At 37.0% G+C, this 19,972-nt stretch carries 18 protein-coding genes; 12 read left to right on the top strand and 6 right to left on the bottom strand.

Features of this window, described 5'->3' with window-relative positions:
- Positions 1-32: 32 nt before the first annotated feature.
- A complete protein-coding gene (locus A5889_RS01905) occupies positions 33-1,022 on the bottom strand; it encodes a D-2-hydroxyacid dehydrogenase (protein WP_087640189.1) in 990 nt (329 codons plus the stop codon).
- 266 nt (positions 1,023-1,288) lie between these two features.
- On the opposite strand from A5889_RS01905, the gene zapA reads away from it, so the two are divergent.
- From zapA to A5889_RS01860, 9 genes are all read left to right on the top strand, one after another.
- Positions 1,289-1,729 (top strand): cell division protein ZapA, encoded by a 441-nt coding sequence (zapA, locus tag A5889_RS01900; RefSeq protein WP_162288321.1) that lies wholly within the window; start codon positions 1,289-1,291, stop codon positions 1,727-1,729.
- A 17-nt stretch (positions 1,730-1,746) separates the two neighbouring features.
- A complete protein-coding gene (locus A5889_RS01895; protein ID WP_087640187.1) occupies positions 1,747-2,295 on the top strand; it encodes a CvpA family protein in 549 nt (182 codons plus the stop codon).
- 123 nt (positions 2,296-2,418) lie between these two features.
- A complete protein-coding gene (locus A5889_RS01890; protein WP_087640186.1) occupies positions 2,419-4,785 on the top strand; it encodes an endonuclease MutS2 in 2,367 nt (788 codons plus the stop codon).
- Positions 4,786-4,873: 88 nt separating this feature from the next.
- A complete protein-coding gene (gene trxA / locus A5889_RS01885) occupies positions 4,874-5,188 on the top strand; it encodes a thioredoxin (protein ID WP_087640185.1) in 315 nt (104 codons plus the stop codon).
- A 165-nt stretch (positions 5,189-5,353) separates the two neighbouring features.
- On the top strand, positions 5,354-7,138 hold the full coding sequence (uvrC, locus tag A5889_RS01880) for an excinuclease ABC subunit UvrC (protein WP_087640184.1): 1,785 nt from the start codon (positions 5,354-5,356) through the stop codon (positions 7,136-7,138).
- Between the two features lie 210 nt (positions 7,139-7,348).
- Positions 7,349-7,657, top strand: a complete 309-nt coding sequence (locus A5889_RS01875; RefSeq protein ID WP_087640183.1) for a PadR family transcriptional regulator — start codon at positions 7,349-7,351, stop codon at positions 7,655-7,657.
- Positions 7,658-8,350, top strand: a complete 693-nt coding sequence (locus A5889_RS01870; RefSeq protein ID WP_087640182.1) for a DUF2812 domain-containing protein — start codon at positions 7,658-7,660, stop codon at positions 8,348-8,350.
- Between the two features lie 54 nt (positions 8,351-8,404).
- A complete protein-coding gene (locus tag A5889_RS01865) occupies positions 8,405-9,304 on the top strand; it encodes an ABC transporter ATP-binding protein (RefSeq protein ID WP_087640181.1) in 900 nt (299 codons plus the stop codon).
- A complete protein-coding gene (locus A5889_RS01860) occupies positions 9,297-10,565 on the top strand; it encodes an ABC transporter permease (RefSeq protein WP_207114544.1) in 1,269 nt (422 codons plus the stop codon). The genes A5889_RS01865 and A5889_RS01860 overlap by 8 nt, the downstream gene beginning before the upstream one ends.
- Before the next feature lie 44 nt (positions 10,566-10,609).
- On the opposite strand, the gene A5889_RS01855 is transcribed toward A5889_RS01860, so the two are convergent.
- Complete coding sequence (locus tag A5889_RS01855; protein WP_087640179.1) at positions 10,610-11,608, bottom strand: LacI family DNA-binding transcriptional regulator; 999 nt, start codon at positions 11,606-11,608, stop codon at positions 10,610-10,612.
- Between the two features lie 178 nt (positions 11,609-11,786).
- Here A5889_RS01855 and A5889_RS01850 point away from each other — a divergent pair, with 178 nt between their 5' ends.
- On the top strand, positions 11,787-13,181 hold the full coding sequence (locus A5889_RS01850) for a 6-phospho-beta-glucosidase (protein ID WP_087640178.1): 1,395 nt from the start codon (positions 11,787-11,789) through the stop codon (positions 13,179-13,181).
- A 57-nt stretch (positions 13,182-13,238) separates the two neighbouring features.
- On the opposite strand, the gene A5889_RS01845 is transcribed toward A5889_RS01850, so the two are convergent.
- On the bottom strand, positions 13,239-13,676 hold the full coding sequence (locus A5889_RS01845; protein WP_087640177.1) for a hypothetical protein: 438 nt from the start codon (positions 13,674-13,676) through the stop codon (positions 13,239-13,241).
- Positions 13,677-13,778: 102 nt separating this feature from the next.
- Complete coding sequence (locus A5889_RS01840) at positions 13,779-15,065, bottom strand: NAD(P)/FAD-dependent oxidoreductase (protein ID WP_087640176.1); 1,287 nt, start codon at positions 15,063-15,065, stop codon at positions 13,779-13,781.
- Positions 15,066-15,202: 137 nt separating this feature from the next.
- On the opposite strand from A5889_RS01840, the gene gdhA reads away from it, so the two are divergent.
- Positions 15,203-16,549 (top strand): NADP-specific glutamate dehydrogenase, encoded by a 1,347-nt coding sequence (gene gdhA / locus A5889_RS01835; RefSeq protein ID WP_087640175.1) that lies wholly within the window; start codon positions 15,203-15,205, stop codon positions 16,547-16,549.
- 221 nt (positions 16,550-16,770) lie between these two features.
- Positions 16,771-18,120: a glucose-6-phosphate isomerase gene (locus tag A5889_RS01830; RefSeq protein ID WP_087640174.1), complete on the top strand. Its 1,350-nt coding sequence runs from the start codon at positions 16,771-16,773 to the stop codon at positions 18,118-18,120.
- Positions 18,121-18,418: 298 nt separating this feature from the next.
- Here the strand turns inward: A5889_RS01830 and A5889_RS01825 are convergent, their stop codons facing one another.
- On the bottom strand, positions 18,419-18,691 hold the full coding sequence (locus A5889_RS01825) for a hypothetical protein (protein ID WP_087640173.1): 273 nt from the start codon (positions 18,689-18,691) through the stop codon (positions 18,419-18,421).
- 12 nt (positions 18,692-18,703) lie between these two features.
- Positions 18,704-19,543 (bottom strand): hypothetical protein, encoded by an 840-nt coding sequence (locus A5889_RS01820; RefSeq protein ID WP_242585277.1) that lies wholly within the window; start codon positions 19,541-19,543, stop codon positions 18,704-18,706.
- Positions 19,544-19,972 lie beyond the last annotated feature (429 nt).

Below are 19,972 nucleotides of genomic sequence, written 5' to 3'. Positions count from 1 at the left end.
TATTTCCCAGATCCTTTTTAACCGTCTTATAATTAGATCAAAGCATCGCTAGAACCAGTTGTATATAGAGTAAATAAGCTGTTTAAAGAGCTTTCCATCAAAATTTTTGAGGCTTGTAATGTATAAAAAGCAATGTGCGGACTAACAACAACATTGTCTAATGCCAGTAATTCTTCAATATAAGGATTTTGCTTTTCTTGTTCAGCTTTTGTTTTGTTGACGAACATCATTTCGTCTTCTAAAGTATCTAAACCAGCACCAGCAATTTGTCCATTTTTAAGTGCTTGGATCAATGCAGAAGTATCAACTAGAGGTCCTCTAGCTGTATTGATCAAAAGAGCATCAGGTTTCATTTGCTTCAATAAAGCCGCATTGATCAAATGATGATTCTCTGGAATATAGGGAGTGTGGAGTGTCAGAATGTCTGCTTCTTGAGCAACTGCTTCTAAAGAGCTGCGGTAAGTCAAAACAGAACCAACATCATCTTTAGGGTTTTTATCATAAGCAATGACAGTTGCACCTAAGGCAGTGAATAATTCTGCGGTAACTAAACCGATATGACCGGTTCCGACTACACCGACTGTCAGATCGTGAATTTCTCTCCCAATCAAACCGTCCAATGTAAAATCTTGTTGCTGCTCTCTTTGTAGAAGTCTTGGAATTTGACGCAGCAGCATCATTGTCAAAGTTAAGGCATGCTCTGCAATTGCTCGCGGACTATATACTGGCACGTTGCATGCAGCGATCTGATATTTTTTTAGAAAATCTTTATTTAATCCGTCAATCCCTGCAGAACGTGTAGAAAGTAAACGAATATTATTTTCTGCCATGACTTGATAGATTTTTTCATCATGCACAGCGGCCATTTGTTGAAATGAGATTGCATCATATCCCTTTGCTAAAATAACTGTTTGGGTGTTCAATTCTTGATCCGTAAATGCAATCTCAACGTTATGCTCTTTGGCCCATTTTTCTGCAACAGGCTGTTCCTTTTTTCCAATCCCGTAAATAAAAATTTTCATGATTATTTCTTCCTTTCGTATAAACAGAACAGTTATTAAACTAATATAAATAACTTTTCTCTTGCTATTGTATGAAAATTAGACAAAATTTCCTAGTAAGAAGTCGTTTAACGAAAAAAATCTAATGAAAAACGTAATAATGCGCCTAGACCTTTAATTTTTCTGTTTAGTAGCATATAATAAAAAAGGGTTTATTTAAGAATACAATCGAATGATTTTCATGGTACAATAGCAGTTGATGGATCATTACAGGAGGGAACACGATCATGGTCAAAGAAAAAACAAGATATAAAGCAGTGATTGCTGATCATACGTATACAATAATCGGGCAAGAAAGCAAACAACATATGGATTTAGTCACAAAACTAGTGAATGAGCAGTTAGCTGAAATCAAGCACATCTCACCACAGACAGATAATGAGCAAGCATCCGTGTTACTTGCGATCAATGCAATTTCTGATCAATTAAAAAAACAAGAGAAAACGATCAATTTAGAAAAAGAAGTGGCAGAATACAAAAAACAAACAATCCGTTTAGCTGAATTGGAAAATCGAATCAAACGGATCGAAGCAATCGAAGAAGAGGCACGAGATGTTTTGAAGAAGAACGGTCAAGAAGGTGTTGAGATCCATAATCACATGGAAGCCCAACAAATACTCAACGAAAACCGAAAACAACAAATTCAAAACAAAAGTACAGAGCAATAGTCTGAAAGGATGACAGGATGTTAACATTACTCATTTTAGTAATACTAGCGATTGGATATTATACTGGTTCCAGACGTGGATTGGTTTTGCAGATTTTGTATACATTCGGTTATCTTTGTACGTATCTTATCGCAAAATCAAATTATAAAAGCTTAGCTTCTCATTTAGAATTGTATGTCCCTTATCCTTCGCCAACGGAAGAAACGAAATTGCTTTTTTTCAACCAAAAACTGACGTTGGATTTAGATCAGGCATTTTATGGTGCTGTTGCATTCTTACTGATTATGACAGCAGGCTGGTTAGTGGTTCGCTTTTTAGCGATTTTTGCTCATGGGTTGACTTTTTTACCAGTATTAAAACAAGCAAATGGATTGGCAGGAGGACTATTGAATTTTATTGTAGTGTATGTCGGGGTCTTTTTAGTACTGTATACCGTTTCGATGCTTCCTGTCGATGCCGTTCAAAATCAATTCAAAAATAGTGGACTTGCACAATTTATCGTTAAAGATACACCGATATTTTCCAAGCAAATCTACGATTTATGGGTCGAGCAAATGATTAAATAGAAAATAAAGAGAACATCTGGATAGCTAGAGAATGAAGGTAAACATAACTTGTTTCAATGCTGAATCAGTTACTGTTTGCCTAATTCACGTTACACAGTAAAAAAGAATAGAAGGTGAGAATCAATGAATACCCGTATTTTAACAACTTTAGGTTTTGATAAAGTCAAACAAATGCTTGCCCAATACATTGTTACAGCACAAGGGATGGAAGAAGTTGAGCATTTAGTTCCTGTCAATGATGAGCTGACGATCCAATCATGGTTGGAAGAAACCGAAGATAGCCTAAAAATACAGCGATTACGCGGTGGAATACCTATTCCCAAGCTGGAAAATATTCGTCCGCATATGAAACGAATCGAGATCGGTGCCGATTTGAATGGCTTGGAATTAGCACAAATCGGTCGAGTACTATCTACGACATCTGAGATCATTCGTTTTTTCAATGATCTACAGGATAGTGAAATCGACTTGTTACGTCTTTATTCATGGACAGAGCAATTAGTTGTATTACCTGAACTAAGTCGCCGTTTAAAAGAGTCCATCGATGAAGATGGACGCATTACGGATGACGCCTCCCCAGAATTGAAGGGCATCCGTAATAATATTCGTAAAAGTGAGCAAACGATCCGTGAGCAATTAGATGGTATTGTAAGAGGAAAAAATGCGAAATATTTAAGTGATGCGATCGTTACAATGAGAAACGAACGCTACGTTATTCCAGTGAAACAAGAATATAAAAGTGTATTTGGCGGTGTTGTCCACGATCAAAGTTCTTCTGGACAAACCTTATTTATCGAACCAAAACAAATCGTGGAACTCAATAACCGCTTACGTCAGCATCAAATTGCGGAACGAAATGAAATCGAGCGGATCTTATCAGAACTATCAGCTGAGTTAGTTCCTCATCGTAATGATATTCTGCACAATGCTTATGTGATCGGCAAATTTGATTTTGCCAATGCAAAGGCTCGTTTTGGTAAGGAACTCAAGGCAGTTGTTCCCGAAATCAGCGAAGAAAACCATATTTATTTCAAGCAGGCAAGACATCCTTTATTAAATCAGGAAAAAGCTGTACCGAATGATATTATGATTGGTGAGGATTATCAGGCAATTGTCATCACTGGACCAAATACCGGAGGAAAGACGATCACATTGAAAACCTTAGGACTGCTGCAGTTGATGGGACAATCAGGCTTGCCGATCCCAGTAGGCGAAGAAAGTCGTATGGGAATTTTTGACGAAGTCTTTGCAGATATCGGTGATGAACAATCGATCGAGCAAAGTTTAAGTACGTTTTCTTCCCACATGACGAATATCGTCAGTGTTTTAGAGAAAGTGGACAGTCATAGTTTAGTTCTCTTTGACGAGCTGGGTGCTGGTACCGATCCGCAGGAAGGTGCTGCATTGGCTATTTCGATTTTAGACGCATTAGGCAGTAAGAGTGCGTATGTCATGGCGACAACTCATTATCCTGAATTGAAAGTTTACGGCTATAATCGTGCAGGTACGATCAATGCCAGCATGGAATTTGATGTAGATACTTTGAGTCCAACGTATCGTTTGCTGATTGGGGTTCCAGGAAGAAGTAATGCGTTCGAAATTTCTAAACGTTTAGGTCTAGATCAAGCAATCATCGATGAAGCCAAGCATATTATGGATGGAGAAAGTCAGGATTTAAATGAAATGATCGCTGACTTAGAAAATCGTCGCAAGATGGCTGAAACAGAATACTTGGAAGTTCGTCACTATGTGGATGAATCAGAGCGTCTATATAAAGAATTGAAAGATGCTTACGGCTACTTCTTTGATGAACGTGAGAAAGAGATGGCTAAAGCACGTAAGAAAGCCAATGAGCTAGTTTCTGAGGCACAAGAACAAGCAGAAGCCATTATTTCAGATATTCGTAAAATGCAGTTGACCAGCGGCAATCAAGGCGGTATCAAAGAACATCAACTGATTGATGCGAAGTCGAAGCTTTCTCAACTCCATCAAGAAGAAACACGCTTAGAAAAAAATAAAGTATTGAAAAAAGCAAAAGAACAGAAACAGCTAAAAACGGGTGATGAGGTCATCGTCAATACGTATGGCCAACGAGGAACCTTGATTCGCAAAACCGGCTCGCAAGAATGGCAAGTACAGCTTGGTATTTTGAAAATGGCTGTGAATGAAAACGACATGACACCGGTAGCACCTGAGAAAGAACCAAAACAGCGGGTAACTGCTGTGCGCTCAAGCCAAAGTAGTCATGTACCGAATCAGTTGGATCTACGAGGAAAACGCTATGAAGAAGCTTTGGCAGAAGTAGATCAATATTTGGATGCAGCAATTTTAGCCGGCTATCCGCAAGTCACGATCGTTCATGGAAAAGGGACTGGGGCATTACGGACAGGAATCACCGAATATCTTAAAAATCACCGCAGCGTGAGCGGATTCGAATTTGCACCGGGGAATCAGGGCGGTAATGGGGCAACAATTGTTAAATTCAAATAGTGTACTTACCTTTAGTAAGCAGAAAACTAGTCGGATAAAGGAACAAGTGCTATAATCACAATAGAAGTAAAAGTAGGAGGTAAATCAAATGACACAAGTAATTACAGATAAAGAATTTGCAGCAGAAACAGATAGCGGTCTTGTATTGATCGACTTTTGGGCAACATGGTGTGGACCTTGTCGGATGCAGGCACCAATTTTAGAACAACTAAGTGAAGAATATGATGAAAGCGAACTGAAAATCGCAAAAATGGATGTGGATGAAAATCCGGAAACACCAGCTTCATTTGGTATCATGAGTATTCCAACGCTTCTTTTGAAAAAAGATGGCGAAGTTGTAGAAAAAGCAGTTGGTGTCCATTCAAAAGAACAATTACGTACATTGATCGAAAAATATTTATAAAAAGCAAAAGGTTGAGACGAATGATTTTTTCGTCTCAGCTTTTTTGAATGAGCGTTTTTGGTGAATGAGATAAGACGGAAAGTTTTGTCTGACTCACCTTTTTTCTGTCTAACAGTCGAGAAAATGGTATAATAAACTTTATCAAAGAAAGAGAAAGGAAGTACTATGAACGAAAGAATCAAGAATAAATTAGCATTGCTTCCTGATCAGCCAGGCTGTTATTTGATGAAAGACAAAAATGGTACCATTATTTATGTCGGGAAAGCAAAAGTATTAAAAAATCGTGTTCGCTCTTATTTTACTGGCAGTCATGATACAAAAACAGAACGACTTGTCAGTGAAATCGAAGACTTTGAATATATTGTCACCGAATCAAATATCGAAGCACTCTTATTGGAAATCAATTTGATTCATAAGAATGATCCTAAGTATAATATTATGTTGAAAGATGATAAAAGTTACCCTTTTATCAAAATCACGAATGAAGATTATCCGCGTCTATTGATCACACGTAAGGTTGTAAAAGATAAGGCTCTTTATTTTGGTCCCTATCCGGATGTTGGCGCAGCAAATGAAACGAAACGATTGCTTGATCGCTTATTTCCTTTAAGAAAATGCCGTGTACTTCCAAAGGAAGTTTGTTTATATTATCATATGGGGCAATGCTTGGCTCCTTGTGTATTTGACATCCCTAAATCAACATATAAAGAAATGGTGGGGGAGATCAAGAGCTTCTTGAATGGCGGACATCCTGCAATTCAAGAGGAGCTTCAACAGAAAATGGCTGCTGCTGCTGAAAATATGGAATTTGAAAAAGCAGCAGAATACCGCGACCAGATCAAAGCGATCGAGACTGTAATGACCCGTCAGAAAATGACCAATGCAGATCTAGTCGATCGTGATGTTTTTGGCTATTCAGTGGACAAAGGCTGGATGTGTGTGCAAGTCTTTTTTGTTCGTCAAGGAAAGTTGATTGAACGAGATGTTTCGATTTTTCCATTCTATAACGAAGAAGAGGAAGACTTTTTGACGTTTATCGGACAGTTTTATCAAGAAAATGAACATTTTATTCCAAAAGAAGTGTTGATCCCGGACAATATCGATATTGAAAGTGTTGAAGCGATGCTTTCAACAAAAGTGCTGCAGCCCCAACGAGGAGAGAAGAAAAAACTGGTAAAACTTGCTGGGAAAAATGCTACAGTCGCATTACAGGAAAAATTTGATTTGATCGTCCGCAAACAAGAGCGGACGATCGGAGCAGTTGAAAAGTTAGGCAATGCAATGAATATTCCAGCTCCTGTACGAATCGAAGCGTTTGATAACTCGAATATTATGGGAACTGATCCGGTTTCTGCGATGGTCGTTTTTGTCGACGGCCGTCCTGATAAAAAAGAATATCGAAAATACAAGATCAAAACGGTAAAGGGACCAGATGACTATGCATCCATGCGAGAAGTTATCTATCGCAGATATTCCCGTGTTCTAAAAGAAGGATTGCCATTCCCTGACCTGATCGTCATCGATGGTGGGAAAGGTCAGGTAGATGCGGCAAGAGAAGTCCTAGATAATCAGCTTGGTTTGGATATCCCGATCGCTGGATTGGCTAAAAATGATAAGCATAAGACAAGTGAGTTACTTTTCGGTCCTGAACTAGAGATCGTTTCTTTAGAAAGAAATTCTCAAGAATTCTTTTTACTACAGCGAATTCAAGATGAGGTCCATCGATTTGCGATCACGTTCCATCGTCAATTGCGAAGTAAGAATAGTTTTGCTTCACGTTTAGACGGAGTTGAAGGTCTAGGTCCCAAACGAAAAAAAGAACTTTTAAAGCAATTCAAATCTTTAAAAAATATTACTGCAGCAAGTATCGAAGAATTAAATGCTTCTGGACTGCCAAAAAATGTGGCTAAAAATGTCTATGACCATTTACATGAAAAAGAAGAGAAGTGACTAATTAGTGAAAGGGAACAAGATTACTTCTTAAACACTAATTTTCGGATTCAGAGAGCGGAACAAAACTGATTTTTAGTTTTGTTCCGCTCTCTCTTTTTATGATCAAAGAGGAAATTATGAATAAAAAAACAATTGACAGCAGAAACAACAAACGATACTATATCAGTATATGATATATCGCTTGACGATATAAAGGGGCGGAGCATCATGGAAGAAACATTGACAGACTCTACCTATTTGATTCTGTTAGCATTATTAAAACCACAGCATGGCTATGCTATAATGAAAGAAGTAAATCTTTTAACGAATGGTCAAGTTACGATTGGTCCAGCAAGCATGTACACTATCTTAAAAAAATTGCAAACAAGCAAATATATTTCATTAGAGGAAAGTAGTGATCGGAAAAAGATTTATTTGATCACTGATAAGGGACGAATCATCTTAGAGCAAGATGTAGAACGACGGAAACTTCTGTATCAAGCTGGAAGTCGTCTGTTAGCAAAAAAAGGAGATTGAATGAAGATGGTTAGGGGAAAAAAATACATTTTTTCTAGAGGTGTAGCATTTTATCCTGAGAAAGAGATGCAGATTTTAAAAATGATGGCTGAGGATGGCTGGCTTTTTAGAAAAATGAATCGGTTGGGATTTTTGGTTTTTGAAAAGGGAGAACCAGAACAGAAGAATTTTTCTGTTGATTTTTTTGAAGGGTCAAAAGAAGAATTGTCTGAATATTTGGTGATTTATGAGCAGGCAGGCTGGGAGAATATAGCAAATTACAAAAATAAATATTTTTATTTTAAAGCTGATCTTGATACACCGACTATATACTCAGATCCAGAGAGTTATTGGCAGCGAATGAAGAAAGAATGGCTTTGGATGCTGCGGAGTTATTGGATCTATTTTCCTATAGGACTCATTCTTTTAGGAATACTTCTACATACAAAGGAGTCGAATAATCTGATCCTTTCTAATTTAGCATTTCGAGTAGCTCTTATGTTTGTGGGTATGCTTTTTGTTGCACTGCCACCAGGAGTTGTGATCAGTGTGATATTTTCTCTAGTATTTTATCGAGACAGGACCAAATACTATAATCATCCGGAACGTTTCGCGAAACGACAAAAGGTAATGAGAGATTCTTTATTTCTAGGGGCAATTGGCTTTGTTCTGGGCGTCATGGTTAGTCTTATTTTAGGTGAAACATTTTATTGATACGTGAATTAGTTATTTACAAAATAAGTCAAGTATGAAAATAGGGGGATGAAAATGTTAGAAGTGAATAATTTAGTCAAAACATTTGGGGACTACACAGCTGTGGATGATATTTCTTTTGAAATTCCGGACGGAAAAATCCTTGGATTGATCGGCCAAAATGGGGCGGGAAAGACCACAACATTTCGTTTGATTTTAGATTTTTTATCGCAAGACAGTGGAACAGTCCTGTGGAATGGTCACTCGTTAAGCGGGAAAGACTATAACGATATTGGTTATCTGCCGGAAGAAAGAGGATTATATCCAAAGATCTCAATTCAAGATCAGTTGATTTATTTTGCAGAATTGAGGGGAAAAACAAAAAAAGAAATCGAACCTAAGATCGACGAATGGATGGAAAAATTCAAAGTTAAAGGAAAGAAAACAGATAAAGTAAAATCACTTTCCAAAGGTAATCAACAAAAAGTTCAATTGATCGCAACGTTGATCCATGAGCCGAAACTAGTTATTTTAGACGAACCTTTTAGTGGGTTGGATCCTGTGAACGCTGAGCTTTTAAAGGATGGGATTCTTGCATTGAAGGAAAAAGGTTCCTGTGTCATTTTCTCTAGTCATAATATGGATAATGTTGAGAAAATCTGTGACCATTTGGTGATGTTGCGTAGTGGAAAAATGGTGTTGAATGGGAAAGTCCATGACATTCGTGAAAGCTTTGGTCGTACTAAGGTTTTCTTGGAATCACCATTGGAACCAGCGGATGTCCTAGCAATCGATGGCGTTAAAGCCGCGGTCAAGCGTGGTGATGGAGTGGTCGAAGTAACCTTGGAAGATCCAAAAGCGGGTGAAGAAATATTTGCACGTGCGACTCAATTTGGGTATATCCCAATGTTCAATCAGCAGCCACCAACATTAGAAGAAATATTCAAAATGAAAGCAGGTGAACCAAATGAATAAATTTTGGATCATAGCAAGCGATGTATATAAAAAGAATGTGAAATCCGTTTCTTTTGTCATTATGATATTGGTGCCGTTTATAGTAATGGGGATCATCTATATTGCTGGTTCACTTGCTGGTGGTTTTTCTGAGGATACAAAAGTTGGACTTGTGTCAGATAACCAAGTATTGGCAGAACAGCTTGCAAAGTCTGAAAGTGATGAATATACATTTAAAGTTGTTACATCACAAAAAGATGCAGAGAAGCAATTGAAAAAGAAAGATATCGATGCTTTTCTTGTACTTGATACAAAAGAAGGACAGATTCAAGGAAAATTATACGTCGAATCTTCCTTAGGAACAACGACAGAATTGATGATGAGCCAAATGCTCAATGGATTACAATCTTCATTAAATGCAAGTAAGCTGAATCTAACTGCTGAACAAGTATCTAGTCTAAGTCAGCCCGCAAATTTCGAAAAAACAAAAGTTAGTTTTGATGAAAATGGCAAGATGACTACCGGTCAAGATAATACAGCGATTCAATCTGCTTTATCATTTGTCATAACGATTATTTTGTGGGTAATTATCATCACCTATGCATCGATCATTGCTCAGGAGATTGCTTCAGAAAAGGGCACGCGGATCATGGAAGTCATTTTGTCCAGTACAAAAGCTCAAACACACTTTTATGGCAAATTGACTGGGGTGATCTTGGTTGCATTAACGCAAATTGTGATATATGCTGCGGCAATCGGAATTGGTTATTCACAGTTAAAGAATTTAGAGATAGTCAAAACATTTTTAGATGGGATCTCATCCGCTAATATCTTTGGCAGCTTCTTATTCTTCACGTTAGTATTTTTTGTTTTAGGTGTCTTAGTCTATTCAGTTCTTGCCGCATTGTGCGGTTCATTGGTTTCTAAGCCAGAAGATACTGCAAAAGCAGTTCAACCAATTATCTATATCGCAATGATTGGGTACTTTATCGGTATTTCATTGGGACCGACCGATCCGCAAAATATTGTGATCAAAGTTACTTCTTATATCCCATTGATTTCATCGTTTATTATGCCGATTCGTTTAGCAAGTGAGACAGTAAGTACGACAGGCGCTGTGATTTCTGTTGTGATCTTGGTCGTTTTCGGTATATTATTGACACTATTTTCTGCTAAATTATACAAATCAAATGTATTAGTATATAGTGACGGTGGTGTATGGAAGTCATTGAAACAATCGATTTCTATTTTAAAAAATGAACGAAAAAAAGTAACTGATTAGGGAAAAAATCAATTTAACGAAAAAGGCCTGAACTAAAACTAGTTTTAGTTCAGGCTTTTTTCTGATTTATATTTTGGCACTGTATTTCTTTTGACTAACCTGACGTGAATTTCACGTTCAGGAAGCTGCGTTTTATTTAATTGATTATATAAATAAATGAAAGAATTCTCAGCCTGATGATTGATAGAATAATCGACCGTCGTAATATGCATTAAATCACTGATTTCACTGTTATCAAATCCAATAACTGCTACGTCTTCTGGGATAGAATAGCCTAATGTTTGCAATCTTGAAATAAATCCAGCGGCTACGAAGTCAGTATAAAAAGCCATTGCAGTTGGTTTTTCCATCATTTCATGCCACAAATCAGCAATAGACTGTCCATTGTTGCTGTTGCTTTCTTCATGAAAGGTCCAGTTTTTTCTAATAGGTAGTTGCTTTTCCTCATGAAAATCATCGATCGCTTTTAAGCGAGCTTTGGTATTTAGATTTTTTACGTTTCCTAAAACATGGCCGATAGAACGATACCCTTGATCGAAAAGATACTCTAATGACTTATAATAGCCTTTATAATGATCGATATAAGAAGAATAGATCCATTCAGAATCTATTCGGTGCCAGGTTGCGATAGGGCCATAAATGCTATAAGATTCTATGACATCCCATTCATTTGCTCTAGTTAAGATAAATACGCCGTCAAGCTGCTTGTACTTCATTTGATTGAGTGCTTCGATTTCTTTTTTCTTATCGCCATCAGTGAAATAGACAGTGACATAATAATTATAGGTTTTTGCAATTGAAATAAAGCTTTCTAAAAAAACACCCAAAGGACCAAAAGAACCATGAGCTAAAAAACCAATTGTTTTGGTTTCACCACTTTGAAGGTTGCGTGCAATTAGATTAGGAGAATATGCGAGCGTTTCCATTGCTTCCAATACTTTTTTTCTGCTTTCTTGACTGACATAGCCATTTCCGGAGATGACCCTTGAAACAGTTGATTTTGATACATTCGCTTGTTTTGCTACATCAATGATAGTCGTCATGTGTGTACACCTCATAGTTTAAATTGAGTAAGGAGAAAAATTGCCTCGACACTTACTAAATAAGTATACCATAAAAAAATTATAAAAAGTCCTTGACATGGGAACATTCCCACAGATTATCCTATAAATGTAAACGATGTCAGAACGTATTCTGAACAAAAAATCAGGAGGGAAACACATGACAAGAGATGCATTGAAAATCGCTACAATTGGTGGAGGATCTAGCTACACACCAGAGTTGATCGAAGGATATATCAAAAGAAAAGATGAATTACCGATCAAAGAAATTTGGTTAGTTGATATTGAAGCAGGAAAAGAAAAATTGGAAATCGTTGGCGAGATGGCAAAACGTATGGTCAAAGCGGCTGGCTTAGACTGGGAAGTTCATTTGACTTTGGATCGTCGTGAAGCCTTGAAAGATGCCGACTTTGTTTCTACACAATTCCGTGTAGGTTTATTGGATGCTCGTATCAAAGATGAGAGAATTCCTTTATCCCATGGTGTTTTAGGTCAAGAAACAAATGGAGCAGGCGGTATGTTTAAAGCATTCCGTACAATTCCAGTGATCTTAGGCATCATTGAAGATATGAAAGAACTATGTCCAAATGCTTGGTTGGTAAACTTTACAAATCCTGCTGGAATGGTCACTGAAGCTGCAATCAAACATGGCGGCTGGAAAAAGACGGTTGGATTATGTAATGTACCGATCGGTCACCGCAAACAGGCTGCTGAAAAATTAGGTGTTCCAGAAGAAGACTTATTCTTCAAGTTTGCAGGAATCAATCATTTCCACTGGCACCGTGTATGGGATAAAGAAGGAAATGAGCGAACTCAAGAATTGATCGATTTGATTTATGGTCCGCAAAATGAACAAGAAAGTCATCTGAAAAATATTTGGGATGCACCATTCCATTATGAACAATTAAAAGACTTAGGTATGCTGCCTTGTGGCTATCACCGTTATTACTACATCGAAGATGAGATGCTGAAACATTCAGTTGAAGAATTTGAAAAAGGTGAAACAAGAGCACAAGTCGTAAAAGAAACGGAAGCACGCTTGTTTGAATTATACAAAGATCCAAAACTAGATTACAAGCCAAAAGAATTAGAGCAACGTGGCGGAACACACTACAGTGATGCTGCTTGCGAAATGATTGCTTCGATCTATAACGATAAACGTACAGACATGGTCGTTTCAACAGAAAACAATGGTACAATTACTGATTTGCCATATGATTGTGTTGTAGAAGTTTCAGGTCCAGTAACTTCTCATGGACATGAACCATATAATTGGGGTGCTTTCCCGCCAGCAGCTAGAGGGATCATCCAAAATATGAAAGGAATGGAAGAAACAGTGATCCGTGCTGCAATCGATGGAGATTACGGAGCTGCTTTACATGCCTTTACAGTGAATCCATTAGTTCCTGGAGGCACAATGGCTAAAACACTCTTAGATGAGCTATTGATCGCACATAAAGATCATTTACCAAACTTCTCAGAATCGATCGCTAAAATCGAGAAAGAACAACCAGATACAGTTGCTTATGTGACTGAATTGATGAAAAGTAATTAATGACTTAAAAAACTCCGATGAAATAATCGGAGTTTTTTGCTTATATTTATATTTAAATTAAATAATTTTAGTTGTCATCGTGTTCTTCAAGAAAGAGCGAATGGGTTGCTCTGGTTCAACGCTAAATCGATAAGAACGGTAACGAAACAATTGGCTCAAGACTCCAAAAGAAATCATTTCAACGAAAAAGAAAATTTTCAAAGAATCAATGGAAAGGCTAATCAATGAAATAGCCAAAAATAATGTTATGAATAGAGCGAATAATTGCTGGATTTGGTTTGTATTTGTGATAGTTACTTCTTTAGTATCAGATGTGACTTTGATTTTTTGAGAAAAACGAAAAAGACCTTCTCTAAACTCTAACGTATCTCCTTCATTAACTTCTAATTCAGTTGAAAAATTATTGAATAGTTTCCCTTGGTAATCGCCATTTTTATACACAGAGAAATGACGAACACATCCCCACGTTGTTTGTCTTTTTAGTACAATTTTCATTCATATCACCTCTTGTAACTATTTTCCCATGATTTAAATAAAAAAGAATCAATCAAAAGACTGATTCTTTTTATCACTTTTATCGTTCTTAAGTCTTAGAAGTTAAATATCTTCTAAAGGAAGATAGGTATACTCGGCTATTTCAGCCGCATGAGTTCCTGCAACATGTCCTGTAACAAAAGCTGCAGTCACATTATAACCGCCAGTGTATCCATTGATATCCAATAATTCCCCTGCAAAGAATAAGCCATTGATCAGTTTACTTTCCATTGTTTTAGGTTGGACCTCTTTTAAAGAAATTCCGCCTCCAGTAACAAAAGACTTTTCGATAGGCAAAGTTTTTTCTGCTGTTATTGAAAAAGACTTTAAGGTTTTTGTGAACTGTTCTAATTGTGTTTCAGAGACTTTTTTTGCTGTGGTGTCAGTCAGCTCAAGCTCTGTCAATAGATAATCCAAAAGACGCTCAGGAATCAGATTTTTCAACGCATTTTTAAAAGATTTTTCAGGTTGCTCCGACATCATCGACTGGACGCTCTTATTTAATTCAGCTTGTGTATTTTCCGGGAAAATATCTAAGCGTAATGAGACAGCAGCTTCGGGATTTTTAGCTAATTCTTGATTGACAAAACTAGAACATCTCAAAGCTGTAGGACCAGAAATGCCAAAATGAGTAAAAAGAAGATCCATTTGGTGCGAAACAATGACTTTATTTTTTTGATTTAAGACAGAAAGCGAAACATCTTGTAAAGATAGACCTTGAAGTGTTTTTTTCTGAATAAATGAATCATTTGAGACAATAGGGGACTCAGTTGCATAAAGTGTGGTGATCGTGTGACCTACTTTTTTAGCTAGCTTGTATCCATCTCCAGTAGAACCAGTAGAAGGATACGTTCTTCCGCCAGTTGTTAGAATAACACAAGGCGCATATAGCTTTTGATCGGCTAACGCAACTCCGATCATTTGACCCTCTTTATGTAAAAGTTTTTCAACCTTTGCTTCTGTATAAATAGTGACATCAAGTTGTTGTAGCTGATTAAAAAGAGTTTCTACAATCGTTTTTGAACGGTCAGTGACAGGGAACATTCTTCCGTGATCTTCCTCTTTTAAATGAGTACCGTTTGATTCGAAGAACGCCATAATATCATAGTTATTGAATTGAGAGAAAGCACTGTACAAAAATTTCCCATTTCCAGGAATGTGGGAAATGATTTCTTCTGCTGGTCGATTATTGGTCACATTACACCGTCCGCCGCCAGTCATCAATAATTTTTTTCCGACACGTTTATTTTTTTCTAGTAATAAGACTTTACTACCTGCTTGAGCTGCGGCGATTGCAGCCATCATACCACTAGTGCCGGCACCAACGACAATAACATCAAAAAGTTTCATATATTTGCCTCCAATTCAATGGTAGTTTAACACAATTTTCAACTTTTTTCTCACTTTCTTGCAATTTACAGTAAAAAATTGTGGAAATTTTCTGAATTTAGGTTAAAATAGGATTATAACTATGAGAGGGTGATTAAATGGAAGCAAAACAGTATGTGGAAGAGATTCAAAAAAAGATTCATGAAAATGATCGAGGACAAGTAGAATACTTGCAAGCAGTCGATGAATTTTTACCAACGGTAGAGGTATTTCTAAAAGAAAACCCAGCATTCATTGAAGCCAATATTTTAGGGGTCTTGATCGAGCCAGAAAGAATTTTACAATTCAGAGTACCGTGGCAAGATGATCAAGGCAACTGGAAAGTCAACCGTGGTTATCGTGTGCAGTATAATTCTGCGATCGGTCCATATAAAGGTGGCTTGCGTTTTCACCCTAGTGTAAATTTGAGTGTGATGAAATTTTTAGCATTTGAACAAATTTTTAAAAATAGCTTAACTGGATTACCGATCGGCGGCGGTAAAGGTGGCAGTGATTTTGATCCTAAAGGAAAATCAGATGCTGAGGTCATGCGTTTTTGTCAAAGCTTTATGACGGAGTTACAAAAACATATCGGTCCAAGTACAGATGTGCCTGCAGGAGATATCGGTGTGGGAGCAAGAGAGATCGGCTACTTATATGGACAATACAAACGTTTGAGAAATTATGACGCGGGTGTTTTGACTGGGAAGCCATTAGGTTATTGGGGTAGTCAGGCTAGAACGGAAGCTACAGGTTACGGCTGTGTCTATTTTGTGAAACATCTATTGAACGATGCAAATGATTCTTTCCAAGGGAAAAAAGTTGTTGTTTCTGGTAGTGGAAATGTATCGATCTATGCGATGGAAAAAGCTAAAGAACTTGGTGCGACAGTTCTCACTTGTTCTGATTCAACTGGTTTTGTCTACGATCCAAATGGCATCGATGTGGAACTTGTCAAAGAATTGAAAGAAAAAAATCGTGAACGAATTTCTAAATATGTTGACACACATAAAGAGGCAGTCTATTATGATGGTCAATCTGTGTGGGATTTTGATGTGGCGTATGATATTGCTTTACCATGTGCAACACAAAACGAAATCAATGTAGAGCAAGCAAAACGCTTAGTTAAAAATGGCGGTAAAGTTGTAGCAGAAGGGGCAAACATGCCTTGTACGCTAGAAGCTGTGGATGTTTTAGCTGAAGCTGGTGTCTTATACTGCCCTGGTAAAGCAGCAAATGCTGGTGGTGTAGCAGTTTCTGCACTTGAAATGAGCCAAAACTCTGAGCGCTTATCTTGGTCATTCGAAAAAGTGGACGGCATGTTGGATGCTATCATGAAAAATATTTATGAGACTTGTCGTGACACTGCAGCAAAATATGATGCTAAAGATAACTTTGTTTTAGGTGCAAACATTGCAGGTTTTGAAAAAGTTGCAACGGCTATGCTGAGCCAAGGTTTAGTCTAAGAAAAAATCTAAACGTTAACGAGAGTGATGAAAGAACGATCGAATGCTTGGTCATGGTCGTTCTTTTTTCTTGGAATGAAGGCATTATGTTACGAGATAATTTCGTTATTTTAAATGAATTAACATAAAATTGGTACAGACGGTCATAATTTGCTTGAAAAATACAGGAAAAGAACGTAAAGTAGTTAATGTAGTAAGTTTAAATTCAAGGAGGAGAAGGAATGTCACACATTCAATTTGATTATTCCAATTTGACACCATTTATCGCTGATCATGAATTGGAATACATGCAGACACAAGTGACTGCAGTAGACAAAGCATTACGAGAAGGAACTGGAGCAGGCAGTGATTTTACTGGCTGGATCGATTTACCGGAAAATTATGATAAAGAAGAATTTGCCCGTATCAAAAAAGCGGCTGAAAAAATCCAGTCTGATTCTGAGGTTTTAGTTGTTATTGGGATCGGTGGTTCTTATTTAGGTGCTAGAGCAGCAATTGAATTTTTACATCATTCATTTAACAACTTATTACCAGCAGATGAAAGAAAAGCACCACAAATTTTCTTCGCCGGAAATAGTATCAGCTCAACTTATCTAGCAGATTTGATCAATGTTATTGGTGATCGTGACTTCTCAGTAAACGTGATCTCAAAATCTGGTACAACGACAGAACCTGCTATTGCGTTTAGAGTATTCAAAGAATTACTAGTTAAAAAATATGGTAAAGAAGAAGCAAACAAGCGTATCTACGCAACAACTGACCGCGCGAAAGGTGCTGTAAAAGTTGAAGCGGATGCTGAAGGTTGGGAAACATTTGTAATTCCTGATGATGTTGGCGGACGTTTTACTGTATTGACACCAGTAGGCTTGTTACCGATCGCTGTTAGCGGAGCGGATATCGATAGTTTGATGAATGGGGCAAATGATGCTCGTAAAGAATACGCTTCAACGACAGATTTAAGCAAAAATGAAGCATATCAATATGCGGCATTAAGAAATATCTTATACCGTAAAGGTAAAACAACAGAAATGCTGATCAACTACGAACCAGGAATGCACTATTTCTCAGAATGGTGGAAACAATTATTCGGTGAATCAGAAGGAAAAGATCAAAAAGGTATTTTCCCAGCTGCAGCTGACTTTTCTACTGACTTGCATTCAATGGGTCAATATGTACAAGATGGTATGCGTAACTTATTTGAGACAGTCGTTAAAGTTGAAACACCGCGTCATGTTGTTTCAATTCCTGAATTAGAAGAGGATTTAGATGGACTTGGCTACTTGCAAGGTAAAGAAATCGACTTTGTAAATACAAAAGCGTTCCAAGGAACGTTGCTTGCTCATACAGATGGCGGCGTGCCAAATATGGTAGTAAAAATTCCTGCAATGGATGCTTATTCATTAGGTTACGTAATGTACTTCTTTGAAATCGCTGTTGGGATTTCAGGATACTTGAATGGCGTAAATCCATTTGACCAAGAAGGTGTGGAAGCTTACAAGAAAAATATGTTTGCTTTACTTGGTAAACCAGGCTTTGAAGAATTAGCGAAAGAATTGAACGATCGCTTATAGGTCGCTATTTACAGCGCTCTAACAATAGTAAAAAAAATGTCGCCAAAGCAGATACTAAAATCGCTTTGGTGGCATTTTTTTAAGTTTTGGTTTTCATATAACTATTTAATTTATCCATAGCACTCTGTTTTACTTCTGCTGTTATATGAGCGTAGATAAGGGTAAGGGTGGCAGTTAGATTTTTATGTCCTAATATTCCCTAAAATTTGAGTATTGCCCGTCTCCAGTTTTCCGTTTTTCAAAAGATACTTAGCTTCAATGGCTGATTCTTTCGCTTTTGTATAAAAAAAGCAACCTATTAAGACTGCTTTTCCTTTTTGTATTTTGTTAGGAGAAAAGAAACGATTGTGTAAATAGTTAAGGCTATCAAAGGTACCTCACTTATTTTGATAAACAGATGCCCTAAATCGTAATTAATAGAAAATTGTTTTTGAAGATTAATCTTCTCATCCAATGTTAAAGTATCTGGATCTTGCATAGGGAGAAAATTTAAAGTTAGGATAACTCCTATTAGCCAAATTAGAAGAAGAACAAAATACAAGCTTTGTATTATTTTTTTTCTATTGATCACAGTAATAAACTCCTATCTTGACATAGTCCTCACAATTTCAATTTTATAAGGTTTGATGGCACCTAATGTTTGGACAAATACACAATAATTATTTCCGAAACCTACACCAAAATTATTACTATATCCATTAACTTCCCACTTAAAGTCAAATATATCAGTAACTTTCACCGTAGTAAAGTAGTTACCATTTGCTTGTCTTTTATATGATACGGTATAAGATACTCCTCTCAACGCAGTCATAAGATGTCCACTAGGGAAAGTATGTGTACCTGAAAACGATCCTGAAGCTCGTCCACCTCTGAACGCTTCAGCTTTTAAACGACTGTAATATGCAGTCATAAGACTTTCACTGTCTACCATTCTTGCCCAAGTATCGTCTTTATTATAATAAGTTGCTGGAGTGTAATTAGTACCAATTTTGTCTAACGGTACAATCGCGCGTCTCATATAGTTTGCAGTTTGCCAATGTCCCATACGATCAACAACAGCGATGCCTGCTTTATAAGCTGCAATTGCTGTTGGATATGGTGTAATAACTCTTTTTTGTGGAAGGTTGGAAGACTCAATCACGTCTTCTAGTTTTTCATCTTGTGTAGAATCAAAATTATCTAACTCGGATAGCGCAGAATTCAAAAAGGAATTAAAATCTTCCGCAGAATCATTTTCAGAAGCTGCCTCATAATACATGTCGATTGTACTTTCAATATAGTCCTTATTTGCAGGTTCAGAAGCTGAAAGTTCTGCAATTAAGTTACTATTTTCCTCATTGATTTCAAATTTTTCTTGGGCTTCAACAGTTGTACTAAAACCAAGACCTAACAGTAATAAAGTAACCCCTAGTAATTTTTTCAAAATATTCCTCCTTTTTGACGTGACAAAAGTATACTATATAATTCTATTAGAATCAAATTTATTTTTTATTGGTGGATTTTATGTGATGTGTAAAAAGGCGGTTGAAATTGTTCCTTTAACGTATGTCTCTTGAAAGATAATAAAAATCCCGACCGATTGAATAGACATACGAAGTAGGAGTTTTTTTGTATATCTAAAAGGGTGGCATATTTTGATAAAAGTGGCATAAAAAGATTTTTATGGTGAAAGTAGATAATAGAAATGCCTATAAGTAGCCAATTATGGCTACTGTGATAGTTATAATAAAGAATAACTTACAAGAAAAAAATGTTTGCTTTACTTGGCAAACCAGGCTTTGAAGAATTAGCGAAAGAATTGAACGATCGCTTATAATTTTGATTATTATTCAGTTGAAAAAGGAACGCTCAA

The sequence above is a fragment of the Enterococcus sp. 9D6_DIV0238 genome, assembly GCF_002174455.2.
GTDB classification, from domain to species: domain Bacteria; phylum Bacillota; class Bacilli; order Lactobacillales; family Enterococcaceae; genus Enterococcus_L; species Enterococcus_L dunnyi.
This window is presented reverse-complemented; position numbering and strand designations above follow the sequence as displayed.

What these genes read in the sequence shown, in the direction of transcription:
- A5889_RS01890 (WP_087640186.1), top strand. Translation starts at nt 2,419, where the DNA reads ATGAATACCCGTATTTTAACAACTTTAGGTTTTGATAAAGTCAAACAA.
- A5889_RS01870 (WP_087640182.1), top strand. Translation starts at nt 7,658, where the DNA reads ATGAAGATGGTTAGGGGAAAAAAATACATTTTTTCTAGAGGTGTAGCA.
- A5889_RS01845 (WP_087640177.1), bottom strand. Translation starts at nt 13,676, where the DNA reads ATGAAAATTGTACTAAAAAGACAAACAACGTGGGGATGTGTTCGTCAT.
- A5889_RS01840 (WP_087640176.1), bottom strand. Translation starts at nt 15,065, where the DNA reads ATGAAACTTTTTGATGTTATTGTCGTTGGTGCCGGCACTAGTGGTATG.
- A5889_RS01895 (WP_087640187.1), top strand. Translation starts at nt 1,747, where the DNA reads ATGTTAACATTACTCATTTTAGTAATACTAGCGATTGGATATTATACT.
- trxA (WP_087640185.1), top strand. Translation starts at nt 4,874, where the DNA reads ATGACACAAGTAATTACAGATAAAGAATTTGCAGCAGAAACAGATAGC.
- A5889_RS01830 (WP_087640174.1), top strand. Translation starts at nt 16,771, where the DNA reads ATGTCACACATTCAATTTGATTATTCCAATTTGACACCATTTATCGCT.
- uvrC (WP_087640184.1), top strand. Translation starts at nt 5,354, where the DNA reads ATGAACGAAAGAATCAAGAATAAATTAGCATTGCTTCCTGATCAGCCA.
- A5889_RS01905 (WP_087640189.1), bottom strand. Translation starts at nt 1,022, where the DNA reads ATGAAAATTTTTATTTACGGGATTGGAAAAAAGGAACAGCCTGTTGCA.
- zapA (WP_162288321.1), top strand. Translation starts at nt 1,289, where the DNA reads ATGGTCAAAGAAAAAACAAGATATAAAGCAGTGATTGCTGATCATACG.
- A5889_RS01875 (WP_087640183.1), top strand. Translation starts at nt 7,349, where the DNA reads ATGGAAGAAACATTGACAGACTCTACCTATTTGATTCTGTTAGCATTA.
- gdhA (WP_087640175.1), top strand. Translation starts at nt 15,203, where the DNA reads ATGGAAGCAAAACAGTATGTGGAAGAGATTCAAAAAAAGATTCATGAA.
- A5889_RS01855 (WP_087640179.1), bottom strand. Translation starts at nt 11,608, where the DNA reads ATGACGACTATCATTGATGTAGCAAAACAAGCGAATGTATCAAAATCA.
- A5889_RS01860 (WP_207114544.1), top strand. Translation starts at nt 9,297, where the DNA reads ATGAATAAATTTTGGATCATAGCAAGCGATGTATATAAAAAGAATGTG.
- A5889_RS01850 (WP_087640178.1), top strand. Translation starts at nt 11,787, where the DNA reads ATGACAAGAGATGCATTGAAAATCGCTACAATTGGTGGAGGATCTAGC.
- A5889_RS01865 (WP_087640181.1), top strand. Translation starts at nt 8,405, where the DNA reads ATGTTAGAAGTGAATAATTTAGTCAAAACATTTGGGGACTACACAGCT.